Genomic DNA, 15,062 nt, shown 5'->3' on the forward strand with positions numbered 1-15,062 from the left:
AAGCCGAAGGCGACTGTGTTTTAAAAAGCAGTCGCCTTCGGCTTGCCGTTAAACGATTTTTCTGCGAGCCGTCCCGCTCCGAACCAATCCAAAGGGGCGCTGTCCAGCTAAGCCGGAGACAAAAGTTCCGCACCGAGATTGAGATCGGCAGGAAGGGGCTGGGGGCGGCCTGGGATTTGCTCGCTTCGCGGCCAAGCTCCGACCCTTTCTCCTGCCGCTGGGTGTGCTATGGCGATCGCGACTGGGACCGAACCACAGCCCGAAGAGTCCCGCAACCCCAAGCCCCGCCGGATCGGCGAAGCGAAATGCTGCGGCGGCTGCGGGGCGTCCCTGCCCCCGCTCGAAGACCGGGGAGGCGGTTTCTGCGATACCTGCCAGTGGGTGCTCTCGGCCAGCGGCTAGGCATGGCTGCCGCATGAAAAAACCCCAGCGGGACTTGGCGTCCAGCCGGGGTTTTTAAAAGCATTTCAGAAGCGACGCTGACGGGGCTCGAACCCGCAACCACCGGATCGACAGTCCGGTACTCTAACCAATTGAGCTACAGCGCCTTGAGTTGTTCGTCGTGTGTGTCGGGAATTATAGCTCGCCGTGCCAAGCTCGCAAGGGCATTCCGCGACAACTCGCAATTCTTCGTCCGGCCCCGCTTTTTCCGGGGATTTTGCCCTCCCGGGAGCGTCACGCGGGAAGCCGGTGAGCTAGATTTCTTTGCGGGGTCCGGCTGCGGCCGGTGAACAAAAGTCTGGATCGGCTGTTCGCGTCCGCCGCCTGAACTTTTCTTCCAATTTCCTCTCCCCCGCACTGTTACCACTCCGCACCTCCACCGCCCCCGTACTTCCACCGCCCCCCTACTCTTCAGGTCCGTGCCCGATGACCGCCGCGAAAGAGATGGCGCTCGACGCCACGATGATGTTCGGTTTTTCGCTCTCGCGGTGGTTCGGCGACGCTTCGCACGAACTGGTCGATTATTTCCATCGTATGGATACTACGCACTGGATGGTGATCTCCGCCTCGGCCGTAGCGTTTGGCTTCTGCTGCCTCCGCGGAAACATGGTCCACTGACGCCGCGCACCGACTCCGCGCACCGACTCACCGGCCCTCCGCCTTGCTCGCCGCAGCTCGGATCGCCGATCTTGGGCAATTTTGGCTCGAAATCCGGTTGCCCCCTTGCCACGCTTTGATAACACTGACGCTCTCACCGCACGGCGAGGGCTCACCGCGCGGGCGGGGCCGGTTCAAGGACCGGGTCTTGTCTCGTGAACGGGGGCTCGTCTGGCGGAGGGAGCCGTCCGTATCTTGCCGAGATTGCGACTCATGCCGCTGTTCGAAATCGAGACGTCGAGCCACATTCTGATCACTTGGGCGGATGACGAGGCCGCGGCCCGCGAGGTGGTGCGGGACGCTTTTCCGTCAGACGACGTGATTCGGATGACCAAGCGCCCGCGAAACACATGGGTGATTTCTAAAGGAGCACTCGGGCTGACGACGACCAGCCTCGACCCGTGCAGTATTGCCCGCGAGTGCCTCTCCAAATCGTCGGGGGACAAAGTCCACGCGATTCGCCTGTATATGCACGAGACTGGTTCCGATCTGGAGCGGGCTCGCAAAGTCATCGAGTCGAACATGGTGATGGGCTGGTAGCGTCGACCGAACCTCGCCGCGGCTCCCCGCCAATTCGCGGCCACTCGGGGCCAGTTCGCGGCCACTCGGGGCCAGTTCGCGGCCACTCGGGGCCAGTTCTGGGGGGCCTCCTGCTTCTGGTACCGCTGCTAGTCGGCTGTCAGGGGTGTCGCGACGATGCGTTGACCGACGAAACCACTCAGCAGCGTCCAGCCGAAGCGATCAGCCACTCTCCGATCCGCTGCTTGCCGGAAGACTCTTCCCAGGTCGGGGTTCCGGTCAAACCGGGGCACTGGATGGCGGTCGGCCAGGCTTGGAAGGCGAACGCGGAAGACTTTCGCGGTTCGCTCTGGACCACCGCGGAGCGGCGGGGCGACTCTTCCGCAGCCAGCGACTGGTCGATGCAATCGCTCCGTCCGGCCGTCCTCCCCCGCGGCCAAACGAAACGGCTCGAGTCGCGGCTGTTGATTCCGCCGAGCCTCTCGCACCGCGATCAGCGGCTGGCGGTCGGCGGCCGGTTCGAAGCCCGCGGGCAGGGGGTCATCGCTGACAGCGGTTTGGACCCGGCGATCGTGATGGCTCCCGACGAGTACTTCTTTGTCGTGCTCACCGAACGTCCCGAACAGTTCTCGGTCCTGCAGGTCCAGGACTGGGTTCGCCCGCCGCTCGATCCCGAGTTTCCCACCCGCCAGACGCTCGACTATCGCGTCGTGATCCCGGCCGGCGAGGGTATGCTGCCGATCCCGGACACGTTCTTTGAATGGACTTCGACGGCGTATCTGTTGTGGGATGACATCGAACCGGAAGCGCTGACCGAGGACCAGCGGCGAGCGGTCCGCGACTGGTTGCACTGGGGCGGACAGATCATTTTCAACGGTCCCGCAGCGGCTCGAGCCTTGGCCGGGTCGGAGTTCGCCGACCTGATGCCGATTGAATTGGGAGGCCAATCCGAGCGGGGGGCCCAGTTCGCGCAGGGGACCCGCGGAGGGCTGGAAACGGAGCGGCTTGGCGAGTTGCTTCGCCGCTGGAGCGTGCCCAACGATCCGTCGCTGGTCCGCTTGCTGGGACGCCTCGACAGCGACGCCGTGCGAGCCGGAGTGACCGGCCGTGCCCGTCCGGGAGTCGTGGAGTTGCCCGACTCGGCGGGGCTGGTCGTCGAACAGTCGGTCGGCCGCGGCCGGGTGGCGATGACGCGGTTTGATCTCGCCGCCGGCTGGCTCCCCGAGTGGGCGTCGCTGCAGAGTTTTTACAACGCCGCCCTGCTCCGCCGCCCTCCTCGCCAGTACGAGCAAGTGGGCAAGGCGCTGCGGCTGCGGTTCACCGCCAACGCAGGCTCGCGGGCCGACGATCCACGCTTGGCCACGCGGCTCCGCATCTTCGCCCGCGACGCCGCCCTCCCAAGTCCACCGCAAGCAGCCGGCGCGAGCGAGAGCGAGAGCGAGAGCGGGAGCGGGAGCGGGAGCGGGAGCGATCAGGCCAGCGAGCCGCCCAGCCCCTGGTTGGACACGAACGTCTCGTTCACTCCCGGAACCGGGCTCGGCTCCTGGACCGATCGCAGCGACACCGGACGGCTGGCCAGCGAGCTGCTCCGCGAAGAGGCGGGGATCGTGATTCCCAAGTCCGCGTTTGTCGCCAGGTCGCTTGCGATCTACTTGATCGTCCTCGTTCCGCTCAACTATCTCATCTTCCGCTTACTCGGCCGGCTCGAGTGGGCATGGCTGGCGGTTCCGCTGATTGGATTAGTCGGGGCCGCGGTGATCGCCCGCTCGGCGCAGCTCGACATCGGGTTTGCCAGAAGCCGCACGGAGATTGACGTGCTGGAGATGCATGAGGGCTATTCGCGGGGGCACCTGAGCCGGTACGTGGCGATCTACAATTCGCTCAGCACCAGCTATGAGTTTCACTTTGCCAATCGGGAAGCGGTCGCGGCTCCGGCGGGGATCGAGCATGCCACCACTTCCGGCGCGCCGTTTGTGCTCCAGCAATCGTTCGGCTCCGGCGTCGCGCTGACCGGCGTGGCAATTCCGTCGAACCAGACGCAAGCGGTGCATGCCGAACAAATCCTCGAACTTGGCGGTTCGATCTTTTTCGACGCGGCGAGCAGTCGGCTCGAGAACACCAGCGACCTGGATCTGTGGGACGTGGCGGTGGTCGCCAAGGACGCCCAAGGGGTGCTGCGGAGCGATTCGGTCGGTCCGCTTGCCAGTGGAACCAGTGCCACGATTCGGCTCGGCGACGCTCCTCCGCGGTATTCGGACCCGCTGCCGATGGGTGCCGAGCGGATGCTCACGCGGCTCGCGACCGGCGACGATTTGGCGGCAGGCGAGATGCGGCTAGTCGGCCGCTGTGAGGCGGCTCAGCCGGGCTTGGAGATCCAGCCGGAGGTTTCGCAGTCGCGGCAGCAGACGATCGTGCTCGTCCATTTGGCTCGCCCGTCGCTGCCTCCTGCCGAGCCCGATCGAAATTTGCGGACCGACTTTCCAGCCGCGACAGAAGAACATGATTGAGCTGCATGGTTTTGGGAAAGACTACGGCGATTTCACCGCGGTCGATTCGATCGATTTGACGATTCCTGCGGGCGAGACGTTCGGCTTTATCGGGCCCAACGGAGCCGGCAAGAGCACGACGATCCGCTACCTGTCGACGCTTCTGAAGCCGACTCGCGGCTGGGGATCGGTCGCGGGCCACAACGTCACCAGCGAGCCGATGTCGGTTCGCCGGGTGATCGGCTACATGCCCGACACGTTCGGGCTGTACGACGGGATGCGGGTCTGGGAGTTTTTGGACTTCTTCGCCGTCGCCTACCGCATCGATCGCGAGCACCGCAAGCGGGTCATCGGCGAAGTCCTCGAGCTGCTCGACCTGGCTCACAAGCGCGACGATTTCGTGAACGGCCTATCGCGGGGAATGAAGCAGCGGCTCTGCCTGGCCAAGACGCTCGTCCACGACCCGCCGGTCCTGATCCTGGACGAACCGGCCAGCGGACTCGATCCCCGTGCCCGCGTCGAGCTCAAGGCGTTGCTCAAGGAGCTGCGGCGGATGGGCAAGACGATCTTGATCAGCAGCCACATCCTGACCGAGTTGGCCGACTGCTGCACCTCGATCGGGATCATCGAGCGGGGGCGGCTGTTGATGCACGGGCCGATCGCCGAAGTGTACGGCAAAATTCGCCGCAACCGGATCGTCGAGATCCGCTTCCACTCGGGCGAGGACGCGGGACTGATGATTCTCCGAAGCCAGGATTCGCTCCGCGCGCTCGACGTCGACCGCGGGCGGGTCACGGCCGAGCTCGAGACGGACGATCAGGGGCTCGCGGAGCTGGTCGAGCAATTCGTCGCCGAGGGCGTGCGGCTGCGGAGCTTTCACGACAAAGATCCGACGCTCGAGGATGTGTTTATGACGGTTACAAAGGGCTTAGTGAGTTAACCGCCGGGGGAGCGAAAATTCGAGCTCCCTTTCGAGCCGCAGCGATTCGCCGTCGCCCGCCGCAGCGATTACAATGGCCAAGGTGCGCAGGTTCCGCTAATCCGCACCCACATCCGCACCGCGACCCGGCTTTGCGTCGCTTCGCTCGGAAGCCCAGCCGTGCCCGCCGGTTCGTGCTCATCCCCGAGACCTAACTCGTTCGAGATTTCGCATGTTGCGTTCGTCACATCTGCATCGCGTTGGACTCCTCGCCGCCGTCGCCGTGGTCTGGCAGTGCACGGCGGTTGCCACGGCCCTGGGCCGCGAGACCTTGTCACCGGCCGAGGCGGCGCGAGCCGGTTTGGTCAGTGCGTGGCAACGTCAGATGACGATTGCCGGAGGACTCGCCGGATTGGCCGACGCCCAGGTGTACGTCGATGCGACGCGGCCCCGGGAGATTGTGGAGGTCACGGCGAACGACCAGGTCCTGCTGCGCATTCCGGCCGACCGCGTCGACCGCAGCGGTCAGCCGATCGGAATTGAGGAAGCCGAGCGTTTGGCCCGGCTGGAGATCTACAAGCTCAAGCGGCGGGGAACCGAGGCGACGCAGGCCCGGAGTCAGGTTCCGCAGGTCCGGTTGTACGTGCTCGGCAAAGACGGCACGGTCGAAGCGCGAGACGGAGAAAGTGGACGCGTTTTATGGACCGAACAGCACGGCGATCCGCGGTTGCCCTCGCTGCCGATGGCGATCAATGAAAATTTCGTGATCTTCGCCAACGGGATGGACCTGATCGTCCTCGACGCCCTCAGCGGCCGGTCGGTCTATACTCGCCGATTCCGGTACATGCCGGTGGCCGGGCCGGTAATCGTCGGCTCGCACGTGATGACGCTCTGTGCGTCGGGGCGGGTCGAGGGTCTGCCGCTGGGCAATTTCAACGCCGACTTCTTCACTGCCGTGGCCGCCGGGGAGCCGACCACCGGCGCGGTGGCTGCTCCCGATTTGCCGCGGATGATGTGGCCGACCGAAGCGGGCTATGTGTACGCGGTTGAAGGGGGCGAACGGCCCGGCATGGCCTTCCGCTTTCCGGCCGATGGATCGGTGACGGCCAAACCGGCGGTCGGTTTGGGAGGCCGCTTCTTCATGGCCACCGATCACGGCCAGGTGTATGGCGTCTCGGCTCTGAATGCGGGAAGCGTGTTGTGGCGGTACAGCGTCGGCGATCCGATCCACGCCCCGACCGCGCTGTTCGGCAACCGGTTGTTCGTCAAGACGATCTATGACGACCTGTTCTGCCTCGACGCCACCAGCGGACGATCGCTGTGGCCGGCACCGGTCCGCGAAGTCGACCAGATTCTAGGCGGCACCGACAAGCAGTTGATCATCCGCAGCACCACGGCGCGGCTGAAAACGCTCGACATGGAGACCGGCAGCGCGATGGCCGAGTTCCCCGCAACGAGCGTCGTCGACGCGATCCCCAATCCGCTGACCGATCGCTTGTACCTGCTGACCTCCAGCGGCGGCATCCAGTGCCTCCGCCCCCTCGCGGCGGAACTGCCGACGATGCTGCTGCAGGAATTCAAGCCGCAGACGGCTGGCGAAGCACCGCAGAAGCCCGGGAAAAAACCAGCCGAGGGGGCGACTCCCAATGCGACCGACCCGTTTGCTCCGGCTGGCGACGACCCGCAAACTCCCGACGGGGGTGCCGATCCGTTTGGCGGTGGAAACGATCCGTTTGGTGGCGGCGCCGATCCGTTCGGCGGCGAGGACATGGACGATGTGTTTGGCGGCGGAGCCGACCCCTTCGCCAACTGAGGCCCCTTCGCCAACTGAGGCCCCTTCGCCAACTGAGGCCCCTTCGCCAACTGAGGCTTATCCGTCACCAGAGTGACGTTCGCCACTCGAGACTCGCCCGCCAACGGAGTGGCGCGCGTGGATTTCCAGATCGACGCAACCGGTATGATCGCTCCCGGTGAGGGTGCTGTCGCGGCTGCGGAAGCCTTCCCCGGCGGCGGACCGGTTGACCGTCGTGGAGCGAAGTCTTACACACACACAGCCCGCCCCTGCTTCCTCCGAGTACGATGACGGAAACCACTACTGTGAGCGATGTTGTTCCCATTCGCAGCGCCCTGATCAGCGTCAGCGACAAACTGGGCCTTGCCGATTTCGCCCTCGGCCTGCACCGCGCCGGCGTTCGCATCTACAGCACCGGCGGCACGGCCGAAACGATTCGCGGATCGGGCATTCCGGTGGTCGACGTTGCGAATTACACCGGCTTTCCCGAGATGATGGGGGGCCGCCTCAAGACGCTGCACCCCAAAATCTTCGGCGGCATTCTGGCGCGGCGTGGGCTCGAGGAGGACGACGCGGCGCTTCAGGAGCACGAGATCGAACCGTTTGATCTGGTGATCGTCAATCTCTATCCGTTCGAAGCCACCGTGGCCCGCCCGGGAGTGACGACCGAGCAAGCGATCGAACAGATCGACATCGGCGGTCCGAGCCTGGTCCGCGCGGCGGCGAAAAACCACTCGCACGTCGCCGTCGCGACCAGCCCCGAACAGTACTCCGAGATCCTCCGCCAAGTCGAATCGCAAGGCGGAACCGATCTGACGCTCCGCCAGCACTTGGCCTGCGAGGCGTTCGAACACACGGCCAGCTACGATCGAGCGATCGCCAAATACTTGCGCGGCGAGTCGGTGGTGACCGACTTCCCGCCGACGATGCATTTCTCGCTGCGTCGTAAAGCCCTGCTCCGCTACGGCGAAAACCCGCACCAGAAAGCGGCCGTCTACTCCGACCCAACGGTTCGCACGGCCAACCTCGTCAACGCCCGACAGGTCAGCGGCAAGGAGTTGTCTTACAACAATCTGCTCGACTTGGACTCGGCGCTGACGATCGTGCGGGGCTTTTCCACTCCCGCCGCTTCGGTCATCAAGCACAACAACCCGTGCGGTGCGGCGACCGGCGAGCGATTGGCGCGGGCCTGCCAGAAAGCGCTCGACGGCGACCCGCTGAGCGCCTTCGGCTCGGTGATCGGTTTCAATCGCACCGTCGATCTGGCAACGGCCGAAGTCCTCTGCCAACCCGGGCTGTTCATCGAAGCGATCGTCGCTCCCGATTTCGAAGCCGGGGCGGTAGGTTTGCTGACGACCAAGCCGCGGTGGAGCGAGAACGTGCGGTTGATGCAGGTCGGGCGTCTCGAGGGCCCCGCCCCGGCACTCAGCCGCCGGTTCATCAGTGGCGGGATGCTGGTTCAGGAAGCCGACCGCGTCGCCGCCGCGCCGCTGCAGTGGAAGACGGTCACCGAAACCGAAGTGGCCGACGCTCTCTGGGACGACGTCGCCTTCGCGTGGGAGATGGTCCGCCACGTGAAGAGCAATGCGATCGTGCTGGCCAAAGACACCTCGCTGGTCGGGGTCGGGGCGGGGCAGATGAGCCGCGTCGACAGCGTGGAGATCGCGATCGAGAAAGCGGGCTCGCGGAGCCGCGGCAGCATTCTCGCTTCCGACGCGTTCTTCCCCTTCCCCGATTCGATCGAAGCCGCTGCCGAAGCGGGGATCGTGGGCATCATCCAGCCCGGCGGGTCGCGGCGCGATCAGGAAGTGATCGATGCCTGCAACGCCCATCGGATCCCGATGATCCTGACGGGCCGCCGTCACTTCAAACACTGATGGGTACGATCCTCGACAAGATCCTCGCGACCAAGCGGTCCGAGATCGCCGAAGCCCAGCGGCAGGTACCCCGCGAGATGCTGGTGGATCAAGCGGCCGCGGCCCCGCCGCCGCGGAGCTTCGCCCACGCGCTGACGAACGGCCCAGGTCGAGTGCGGTTGATCGCCGAAGTGAAGAAGGCGAGCCCTTCGGCGGGGATCATTCGCGAAGCGTTCGACCCGGCCGAAATCGCCGTTGCTTACGCTTCAGCCGGCGCGGCCTGCATCAGCGTGCTGACCGACCGCGAATACTTTCAGGGAGACCTCGAGTTCCTCCGCCAGATTCGCAGCCGCGTCGAGACGCCGCTGCTCCGCAAGGACTTCATCGTCGACCATTACCAGTTGCTCGAGGCCCGGGCCGCCGGCGCCGACTGCGTCCTGCTGATCGCCGAATGCTTGTCGCCCAGCGAACTCGAGGAGCTACATCATGCGGCGCTCGAACTGGGGATGGAGACGCTGATCGAGCTATACGATCGGGAGAATCTGGACGCCGTCCTGGCGACCGGTGGCAAGATCGTCGGCATCAACAACCGCGACCTACGGACCTTCGTCACCGATCTTGAACACACGATCCGGCTGCGGCGCGAAATCCCCGAGGACCGGATCGTGGTCGGCGAGAGCGGGATCCGAACCGCCGACGACGTCGATCGCTTGGCAGCCGCCGGGGTTCAGGCGATGCTGGTGGGTGAATCGCTGATGCGACAGGATAACCTAAGTGGCGCGGTACGGGATTTGATCGAACGAGCGTAGCTGCCAATCCTGAGGAGTCCCCTGTGGGTCAAGTCCGCGAAACGATCTCGACCATCAACAGCGTGATTCGCACCCTGCTGGTGCTGGCGATCAGTGGCGTCGTCCTCGCCACCGGCTATGTCATCTACGACCGCATCCACGGCACCGACCAGCGGCTCGACGAAACTCGACAGGCGCTCGTCGCCGCTCGCGCCCAGTTGGGCGATGCCGAGCTGCGGATCGGCGAGCTCGAAGTCGACGTCGCAGAAAAGCAGCGGCAAATCGAGCGGATGGAAGTGGCGATGCGGTTGCTGAAAATGGACCACCGCTTGGCCCGCCTCGAAGTGGTCGAGCAGACCGCCGACGAAGAGACGGGCGACGTCGAAACCACGCTCGCCTTCATCGAACTCTCTCCCGAAGGAAACCCGATCGGAGAGCGACGCGAGTTCACGATCCGTGGCGATGTGGTCTACCTCGACAACTGGGTCGTCAAGTTCGAGGACCAGTACGTCGAGCAAGCCGATCTCGCCCGCGGCACCTCGCTGGTGCTGTTCCGCCGCATTTTTGGCGAGTACCAGACGCCGTCGGAAGGTTATGCGATCGACCCGGTCGGTTCGCTGCCGAGCGCCTACCACCGCGGCGGCCAACCGAGCGAGTTCGAGCAGGAGATCTGGGACGACTTTTGGACCTTCGCCAATGATCGCGAAGAGGCGATGGAAAAGGGGATTCGCGCCGCCCACGGCGAAGCGGTATCGATGAAAGTCGAGCCGGGGCGAAACTACCGCGTCGTGCTCCGCGCCAGCGATGGCCTCTCGATCGTGCCCGAAGACGCCGAGCCGGCAGAGTGACGGTTTCGTTTAACGGCAAGCCGCAGGCGTCGGTGTTTTAAAGAGCAGTCGCCTTCGGCTTGCCGTTAAACGATTGCGCTTAATTGCGTCTCGCTACTTTCGCGGAGCGAAAGGCGACTATGTGCCTTCGGCGAAGTCTACCAGGGCGCGGAAGTCCTCTTTGAGGTGACCGTAGAGCTGCTGGTAGACCGGAAACAGCTGCTCGTAACGTTTTGCCGCCCGGCGATCGACATCGGTTGTCCCGGCCAATTCGATCGTGGCTTTGCAAGCCGCTTCGATGTTGCGATACGCACCGTCGCCAACCGCGGCGAGCAGAGCGACGCCGAACGCGGGACCTTGCTCGACCTGAATCGAGGAGATCTTTTTGCCGAAGATGTCGGCCTGCAGCTGACGGAACAGACGGTTGCGGCTGCCGCCGCCGGAAGCCCGGATCTGTCGCACCGGGACGTCGAGCGCGCGGATGATCTCGAGGCTGTCGCGGAGGGCGAACACGATGCCCTCCATCACCGCTCGGGTCATCGCCGCTCGCTTATGCCCAAGGCCGAGTCCCACGAAGCTGCCGCGGGCAAACGGGTCGGCGTGCGGGGTCCGCTCGCCGGACAGGTAGGGCAAGAACAACAGCCCGTCGCTGCCCGGAGCCACCTCGGCCGCTTCGGCAGTCGCCGTATCGTACCGCCGCGCTTCGGCCACCCCCGGCAGACCGCGGAGGACTTGGTCGACCCACCACTGCAGCGATCCGCCGCTGCTCAAGTTCACGCCCATCATGTGCCACTTGCCGCGGACCGCGTGACAGAACGTGTGCAATCGGCCGAGGCTGTCGTACTGCGGCTGGTCGCTGTGCACGAACATCACCCCCGACGTCCCGATCGAAGTGCTGAGAATGCCCGCTTTGACGACGCCGTTGCCGATCGCTCCGGCCGCGCAGTCCCCCGCCCCGCCCACCACTTTGCACTCGGTTGAGAGGCCGAGTTCAGCGGCCGCGTCTGCCGTGAGCTGCCCGGTCACATCCTCCGACTCAAAGACCTCCGGCAAGAGCTCGCTTGAGAGCTCAAGCGCGTCGAGCAGCGGACCGCTCCACTTCCGCCCGACCACGTCCAACAACAGCGTCCCGCTCGCGTCGCTGACTTCGGTCGCGTAGCCGCCGATCAGCCGTCGCCTAACCTCGTCTTTCGGGAGCAGCACCTTGGCCAGCCGCCGAAAGTGGTTCCGCTCCTGGTTGCGAAGCCACAAGATTTTGGGAGCTTGGAAGCCGGTCAGGGCGGGGTTGGCCACGAGCTGGATCAGCTGCTCGCGACCGCCGGCCCGCTCGGTAATCTCCAGACACTCGGCCGCCGTACGCTGGTCGTTCCACAGCAGCGCCGGACGGATCACTCGGTCTTTGGCGTCGAGGAACACCGAGCCGTGCATTTGGCCGCTGAGTCCAATCGCCCGCACCTCGTGCGGTTTCAGCTTCGCTTTCTTGACCACGCGGCGGACCGAAGCGACGGTCGCCGTCCACCAAGCCTCGGGATCCTGCTCGGTCCATCCCGGCCGCGGTGTCAGCACGGGATACTCCGCCGACGCCTCGGCGAGAACGGCTCCCCGCTCGTCGATCAGGAGGCTCTTGGTGGCGCTGGTCCCAATGTCGATTCCGAGGTAATAAGCCATGGTAGGTCGGGTGCCTCTGGCGGGGGTGCAAGTGAACCGGGCGATACTATAGTGCGTATCCTTGGCGTTGTCAGAATCGCTTCTCCAGCACTCCGCAATCGCAACCATGCCGACCACCGATCGCTCCCCGCAGCCACTTCGCACGAAGCTCTCCCTGCCGCTCGGTGCATTTTTGGTCGGCCTCTTTTTAGTCGGCTTCGCGGGCTGCAATCGTGCCCCGAGCACCGTCGCACCGCCGGCCGAAGAGGCGACCGACTCCAACTCTTCCGACGTGCCGCTACGGATTGTGTCGACCGCCCCGACGGAGCTGAACGAGCGGATCGAAGCGGCGTGGAAGAGCGTGTCGGAACAACCGCTCACGATTACCGCCGCCACCCGCGAGTCGCTGGCCGAGCATGCCGAACGGACCGACGTGGTGCTGTTTCAGACCGCCGCGATGGGCGACCTGCAAGCGGCCGATCTGCTCACGCCGCTCCCGGAGTCGTTTCTGCAATCCGAGGCCGTCGATGCCGACTCGCTCCTCCCGAGCCTCGCTGGCGGCGCCATGCGGTGGGGGGACGAGATGTACGCCTTGCCGCTCGGCTCGGCGCAGCCTGCGGTTTGGATCAGCCCCGACATCGACACTGCCGACTCACTCACGTGGCAGGAGTACAGCGAGCGGATCGCGAAGCTGCCCGCAGGTCAGGCGGCGGAACCGCTAGCCGACGGCTGGGCGGCGATCGCCCTGCTCCACCGAGCCTCCACGCAGACCAGTGCGACTTGGCTGTTCGAGCGGAACACGCTCGCGCCGGTGCTCGAATCGCCTCCCTACGTGCGGGCCCTCGAGCAACTCGTGGCCGACCGCCAGCAGTACCCGGAGGAACTGCTGAGCCCGGCGGAACTCTGGGATCGGCTGCAGGCAGGCCAGTTGCGAGTCGCGATCGGCTGGCCCGTGGGTGGCGAGGCGACAGCGGCGTCGAGCCTGCGGATGCTCCCCTACCCGACCGCGGAGGAAGTTTTCATCGACCAGTGGAAGCCGGCCGAAGTCGCTCCGCGTCCCCCCTTGCTCTCACCCCGTGGCTTGGTGGTGAGCGTAGCCGCTTCGTGCCGGCAGACCGCGGCGGCTCGCGTCTTCCTGGCATGGCTCGCCAGCCGCGAAGGTCACGCTGTGGTGCGAGCGGCCTCGTCGGATCTGGCCGTCCATCGAGCCGCGGTTCTGTCGGAGGAGGATGCCGCGCTCCCAATCGCGCAGGCAGCGGATCTTGGCCAGGGGACCTATGACGCGTACGTTCGCCAGACGCTCGGCGACGGCCAAGTCCGGCCCACCCTGCGGATCCCCGGCTCCGATGCGTACCTGGAGGCGCTCGATGCCCAAGTCGTGCGAGCGCTTTTGGGCGAAGCGACGGCCGAGGAGGCGTTGGCGGCGGCCAGCGAGGAGTGGGAAGCGATCACCGAACGGCTCGGCCGCCAGAAGCAGCTCCGCGCCTGGAGGCAGGCTCAAGGACTCCGGATCCGCTGAAGCCGCGGGGGTCGCGGAAGCCGCAGGTCCGGTTATGCGAGCGGCTCCGCGAGGAACTTCCCGGCGAGTCGCTCGAAGACGGCTGGACAACGGCGAGCAACAAACCTAACATTTCGTCAAACGATTCGGGGCCGTAGCTCAGTTGGGAGAGCGCTGCGTTCGCAATGCAGAGGTCGGGAGTTCGACCCTCCTCGGCTCCACTTGTTCGAAAAAAGCCCGCACAGCGAAAGCTCTGCGGGCTTTTTTCGTTTTCGCGGTGCGAATGCTGACCGAGGCCCTGCGAATGCTGACCTAGACTCTAGAAAGCCGCTCCATCGTTCGGAGGCACGCCACAGCGATCCCAGTTCCGTTTGGTCCAGAAGCTTTTCATGAGCGTCACGGTCAGTCGCGTCACCAACCTCGAAGATCTGCAGCCCTACCGTGAGACGTGGAACGAGCTAGCGCGAGTGACCGCGGGAGCACAATTCTTTCAGAGCTTCGATTGGTTCGAGTGCTACTGGCGGCACTACGGCGGTGGACAGCAGATGGAGGTGCTGCTCGTCCTCGACGGCTCGAAACTGCTCGGAATCGTGCCGCTGGTCATCCGCACGGAGAACCGCCGCGTGGGCTCGGTCCGCGTGCTGACCTTCCCGCTCGATGACTGGGGCAGTTTTTTCAGCCCCGTGACTCCCCATCCGGACGCGACGATGGCCGCGGCCATCGATCACCTGGCCCGCCAACCGAAGCGGTGGGACATCCTGTCATGGCGATGGCTCGCACCTCACAGCCCAGCATCGCAAGCCATCGCCGACTCCATGCGCGCGAACCGCATGAAGCTCTTCCGCTCAACGCGCTGTACGACCGCCGTGATCGACCTTCCCCAAACGTGTGAGGAATACCACGCGTCGCGGAGCGGGAAATTCCGCAACAACTGGAAGCGCTGGCGGCGACGCGTGGAAGCGACGGGAGAAATGCGTTACGAGAAGTTTCGCCCTCGGCACGACCCCACTGCGACGAGCGATCCGCGCTGGGACCTGTACGACGCGTGCGAAGAGATCGCATCGCGAAGCTGGCAAGGCTCCTCCAGTACCGGAACGACGCTGTCCCATGCAAGCGTGCGTCCGTTTCTCCGCGACGTTCACCGAGCGGCGGCGGCTCTCGGTGCAGTCGATCTGAACCTTTTGTATCTCGACGACCAACCGGTCGCCTTCGAATACGGCTACTGGTGGCAGGGCTACAAAACATCGCTGCGATTTGGGTACGACCAAAGTGCCAGCAAATCGGGGATCGGTAACCTGCTCTGGATCGAAGCGATCCAAGCCAGCATTGACGCCGGCGACCATACCTTCGACATGGGTCCGGGATCCTTGGAGTACAAAACCCAGTACTTAACCCGCACCTGCGACTGCGAAACTCTGGACTACTTCCGGCCGCTCGCTCCCAAGGCACAGCTCATCGCGCTGAAACAGGTTCTAGGATCGGTCAGAAAACCCTGAGCCGACGGCGCTAGCCGCGGGTATTGCAGCGGAAATTCCGGGGCTAGCTGGACAGCGCCACTTTGGATTGGTTCGGAGCAGGACGGCTCGCGGAAAAATCGTTTAACGGCAAGCCGAAGGCGACTGCTTTTTAAAA

12 protein-coding genes and 2 tRNA genes are annotated in these 15,062 nt (G+C 64.9%); 12 read left to right on the forward strand and 2 right to left on the reverse strand.

All coding sequences use genetic code 11. From position 1 onward, the window contains the following. The first annotated feature begins 228 nt into the window (after positions 1 to 228). The gene (locus tag GNK13_RS08540; RefSeq protein ID WP_164102095.1) at positions 229 to 402 is read left to right on the forward strand and encodes a hypothetical protein; all 174 of its coding nucleotides are present in this window, start codon (positions 229 to 231) and stop codon (positions 400 to 402) included. Between the two features lie 72 nt (positions 403 to 474). On the opposite strand, the gene GNK13_RS08545 is transcribed toward GNK13_RS08540, so the two are convergent. Continuing rightward, positions 475 to 548, reverse strand: a tRNA-Asp gene (locus GNK13_RS08545). A gap of 319 nt (positions 549 to 867) precedes the next feature. Here GNK13_RS08545 and GNK13_RS08550 point away from each other — a divergent pair. The 8 genes from GNK13_RS08550 (at position 868) to GNK13_RS08585 (ending at position 10,306) form a co-directional block, all read left to right on the forward strand. Continuing rightward, positions 868 to 1,059 (forward strand): hypothetical protein, encoded by a 192-nt coding sequence (locus GNK13_RS08550; protein ID WP_164102096.1) that lies wholly within the window; start codon positions 868 to 870, stop codon positions 1,057 to 1,059. A gap of 252 nt (positions 1,060 to 1,311) precedes the next feature. Then, positions 1,312 to 1,638: a DUF6793 family protein gene (locus GNK13_RS08555; protein WP_164102097.1), complete on the forward strand. Its 327-nt coding sequence runs from the start codon at positions 1,312 to 1,314 to the stop codon at positions 1,636 to 1,638. Positions 1,639 to 1,799: 161 nt separating this feature from the next. Then, positions 1,800 to 4,124 carry a hypothetical protein gene (locus GNK13_RS08560; RefSeq protein ID WP_164102098.1) on the forward strand — a complete coding sequence of 775 codons (2,325 nt, stop codon included), beginning with the start codon at positions 1,800 to 1,802 and terminating at the stop codon, positions 4,122 to 4,124. Next, complete coding sequence (locus GNK13_RS08565) at positions 4,117 to 5,043, forward strand: ABC transporter ATP-binding protein (protein WP_164102099.1); 927 nt, start codon at positions 4,117 to 4,119, stop codon at positions 5,041 to 5,043. Before GNK13_RS08560 ends, GNK13_RS08565 begins: the two co-directional genes overlap by 8 nt. Positions 5,044 to 5,254: 211 nt before the next feature. Next, entirely contained in the window at positions 5,255 to 6,835 is a 1,581-nt protein-coding gene (locus tag GNK13_RS08570; RefSeq protein ID WP_164102100.1) for an outer membrane protein assembly factor BamB family protein, read from the forward strand. Positions 6,836 to 7,101: 266 nt separating this feature from the next. Then, positions 7,102 to 8,691 (forward strand): bifunctional phosphoribosylaminoimidazolecarboxamide formyltransferase/IMP cyclohydrolase, encoded by a 1,590-nt coding sequence (gene purH / locus GNK13_RS08575; RefSeq protein ID WP_164102101.1) that lies wholly within the window; start codon positions 7,102 to 7,104, stop codon positions 8,689 to 8,691. After that, complete coding sequence (trpC, locus tag GNK13_RS08580) at positions 8,691 to 9,479, forward strand: indole-3-glycerol phosphate synthase TrpC (RefSeq protein ID WP_164102102.1); 789 nt, start codon at positions 8,691 to 8,693, stop codon at positions 9,477 to 9,479. The genes purH and trpC overlap by 1 nt, the downstream gene beginning before the upstream one ends. 23 nt (positions 9,480 to 9,502) lie before the next feature. After that, a complete protein-coding gene (locus GNK13_RS08585) occupies positions 9,503 to 10,306 on the forward strand; it encodes a hypothetical protein (RefSeq protein ID WP_164102103.1) in 804 nt (267 codons plus the stop codon). Positions 10,307 to 10,423: 117 nt separating this feature from the next. On the opposite strand, the gene xylB is transcribed toward GNK13_RS08585, so the two are convergent. Then, positions 10,424 to 11,953 (reverse strand): xylulokinase, encoded by a 1,530-nt coding sequence (gene xylB / locus GNK13_RS08590; RefSeq protein WP_164102104.1) that lies wholly within the window; start codon positions 11,951 to 11,953, stop codon positions 10,424 to 10,426. A gap of 106 nt (positions 11,954 to 12,059) precedes the next feature. Here xylB and GNK13_RS08595 point away from each other — a divergent pair, with 106 nt between their 5' ends. The 3 genes from GNK13_RS08595 (at position 12,060) to GNK13_RS08605 (ending at position 14,926) form a co-directional block, all read left to right on the forward strand. Continuing rightward, on the forward strand, positions 12,060 to 13,451 hold the full coding sequence (locus tag GNK13_RS08595; RefSeq protein ID WP_164102105.1) for an extracellular solute-binding protein: 1,392 nt from the start codon (positions 12,060 to 12,062) through the stop codon (positions 13,449 to 13,451). Positions 13,452 to 13,578: 127 nt separating this feature from the next. After that, positions 13,579 to 13,651, forward strand: a tRNA-Ala gene (locus tag GNK13_RS08600). A 168-nt stretch (positions 13,652 to 13,819) separates the two neighbouring features. Beyond that, on the forward strand, positions 13,820 to 14,926 hold the full coding sequence (locus GNK13_RS08605) for a GNAT family N-acetyltransferase (RefSeq protein WP_164102106.1): 1,107 nt from the start codon (positions 13,820 to 13,822) through the stop codon (positions 14,924 to 14,926). Positions 14,927 to 15,062 lie beyond the last annotated feature (136 nt).

The organism is Candidatus Laterigemmans baculatus, assembly GCF_010367455.1.
Taxonomy (GTDB): domain Bacteria; phylum Planctomycetota; class Planctomycetia; order Pirellulales; family Pirellulaceae; genus Laterigemmans; species Laterigemmans baculatus.

Bases quoted from the DNA above. Each gene is read 5' to 3' on its own strand.
- GNK13_RS08555 (WP_164102097.1), top strand. From the start codon at position 1,312: ATGCCGCTGTTCGAAATCGAGACGTCGAGCCACATTCTGATCACTTGG.
- GNK13_RS08565 (WP_164102099.1), top strand. From the start codon at position 4,117: ATGATTGAGCTGCATGGTTTTGGGAAAGACTACGGCGATTTCACCGCG.
- GNK13_RS08595 (WP_164102105.1), top strand. From the start codon at position 12,060: ATGCCGACCACCGATCGCTCCCCGCAGCCACTTCGCACGAAGCTCTCC.
- trpC (WP_164102102.1), top strand. From the start codon at position 8,691: ATGGGTACGATCCTCGACAAGATCCTCGCGACCAAGCGGTCCGAGATC.
- GNK13_RS08550 (WP_164102096.1), top strand. From the start codon at position 868: ATGACCGCCGCGAAAGAGATGGCGCTCGACGCCACGATGATGTTCGGT.
- xylB (WP_164102104.1), bottom strand. From the start codon at position 11,953: ATGGCTTATTACCTCGGAATCGACATTGGGACCAGCGCCACCAAGAGC.
- purH (WP_164102101.1), top strand. From the start codon at position 7,102: ATGACGGAAACCACTACTGTGAGCGATGTTGTTCCCATTCGCAGCGCC.
- GNK13_RS08570 (WP_164102100.1), top strand. From the start codon at position 5,255: ATGTTGCGTTCGTCACATCTGCATCGCGTTGGACTCCTCGCCGCCGTC.
- GNK13_RS08605 (WP_164102106.1), top strand. From the start codon at position 13,820: ATGAGCGTCACGGTCAGTCGCGTCACCAACCTCGAAGATCTGCAGCCC.
- GNK13_RS08540 (WP_164102095.1), top strand. From the start codon at position 229: ATGGCGATCGCGACTGGGACCGAACCACAGCCCGAAGAGTCCCGCAAC.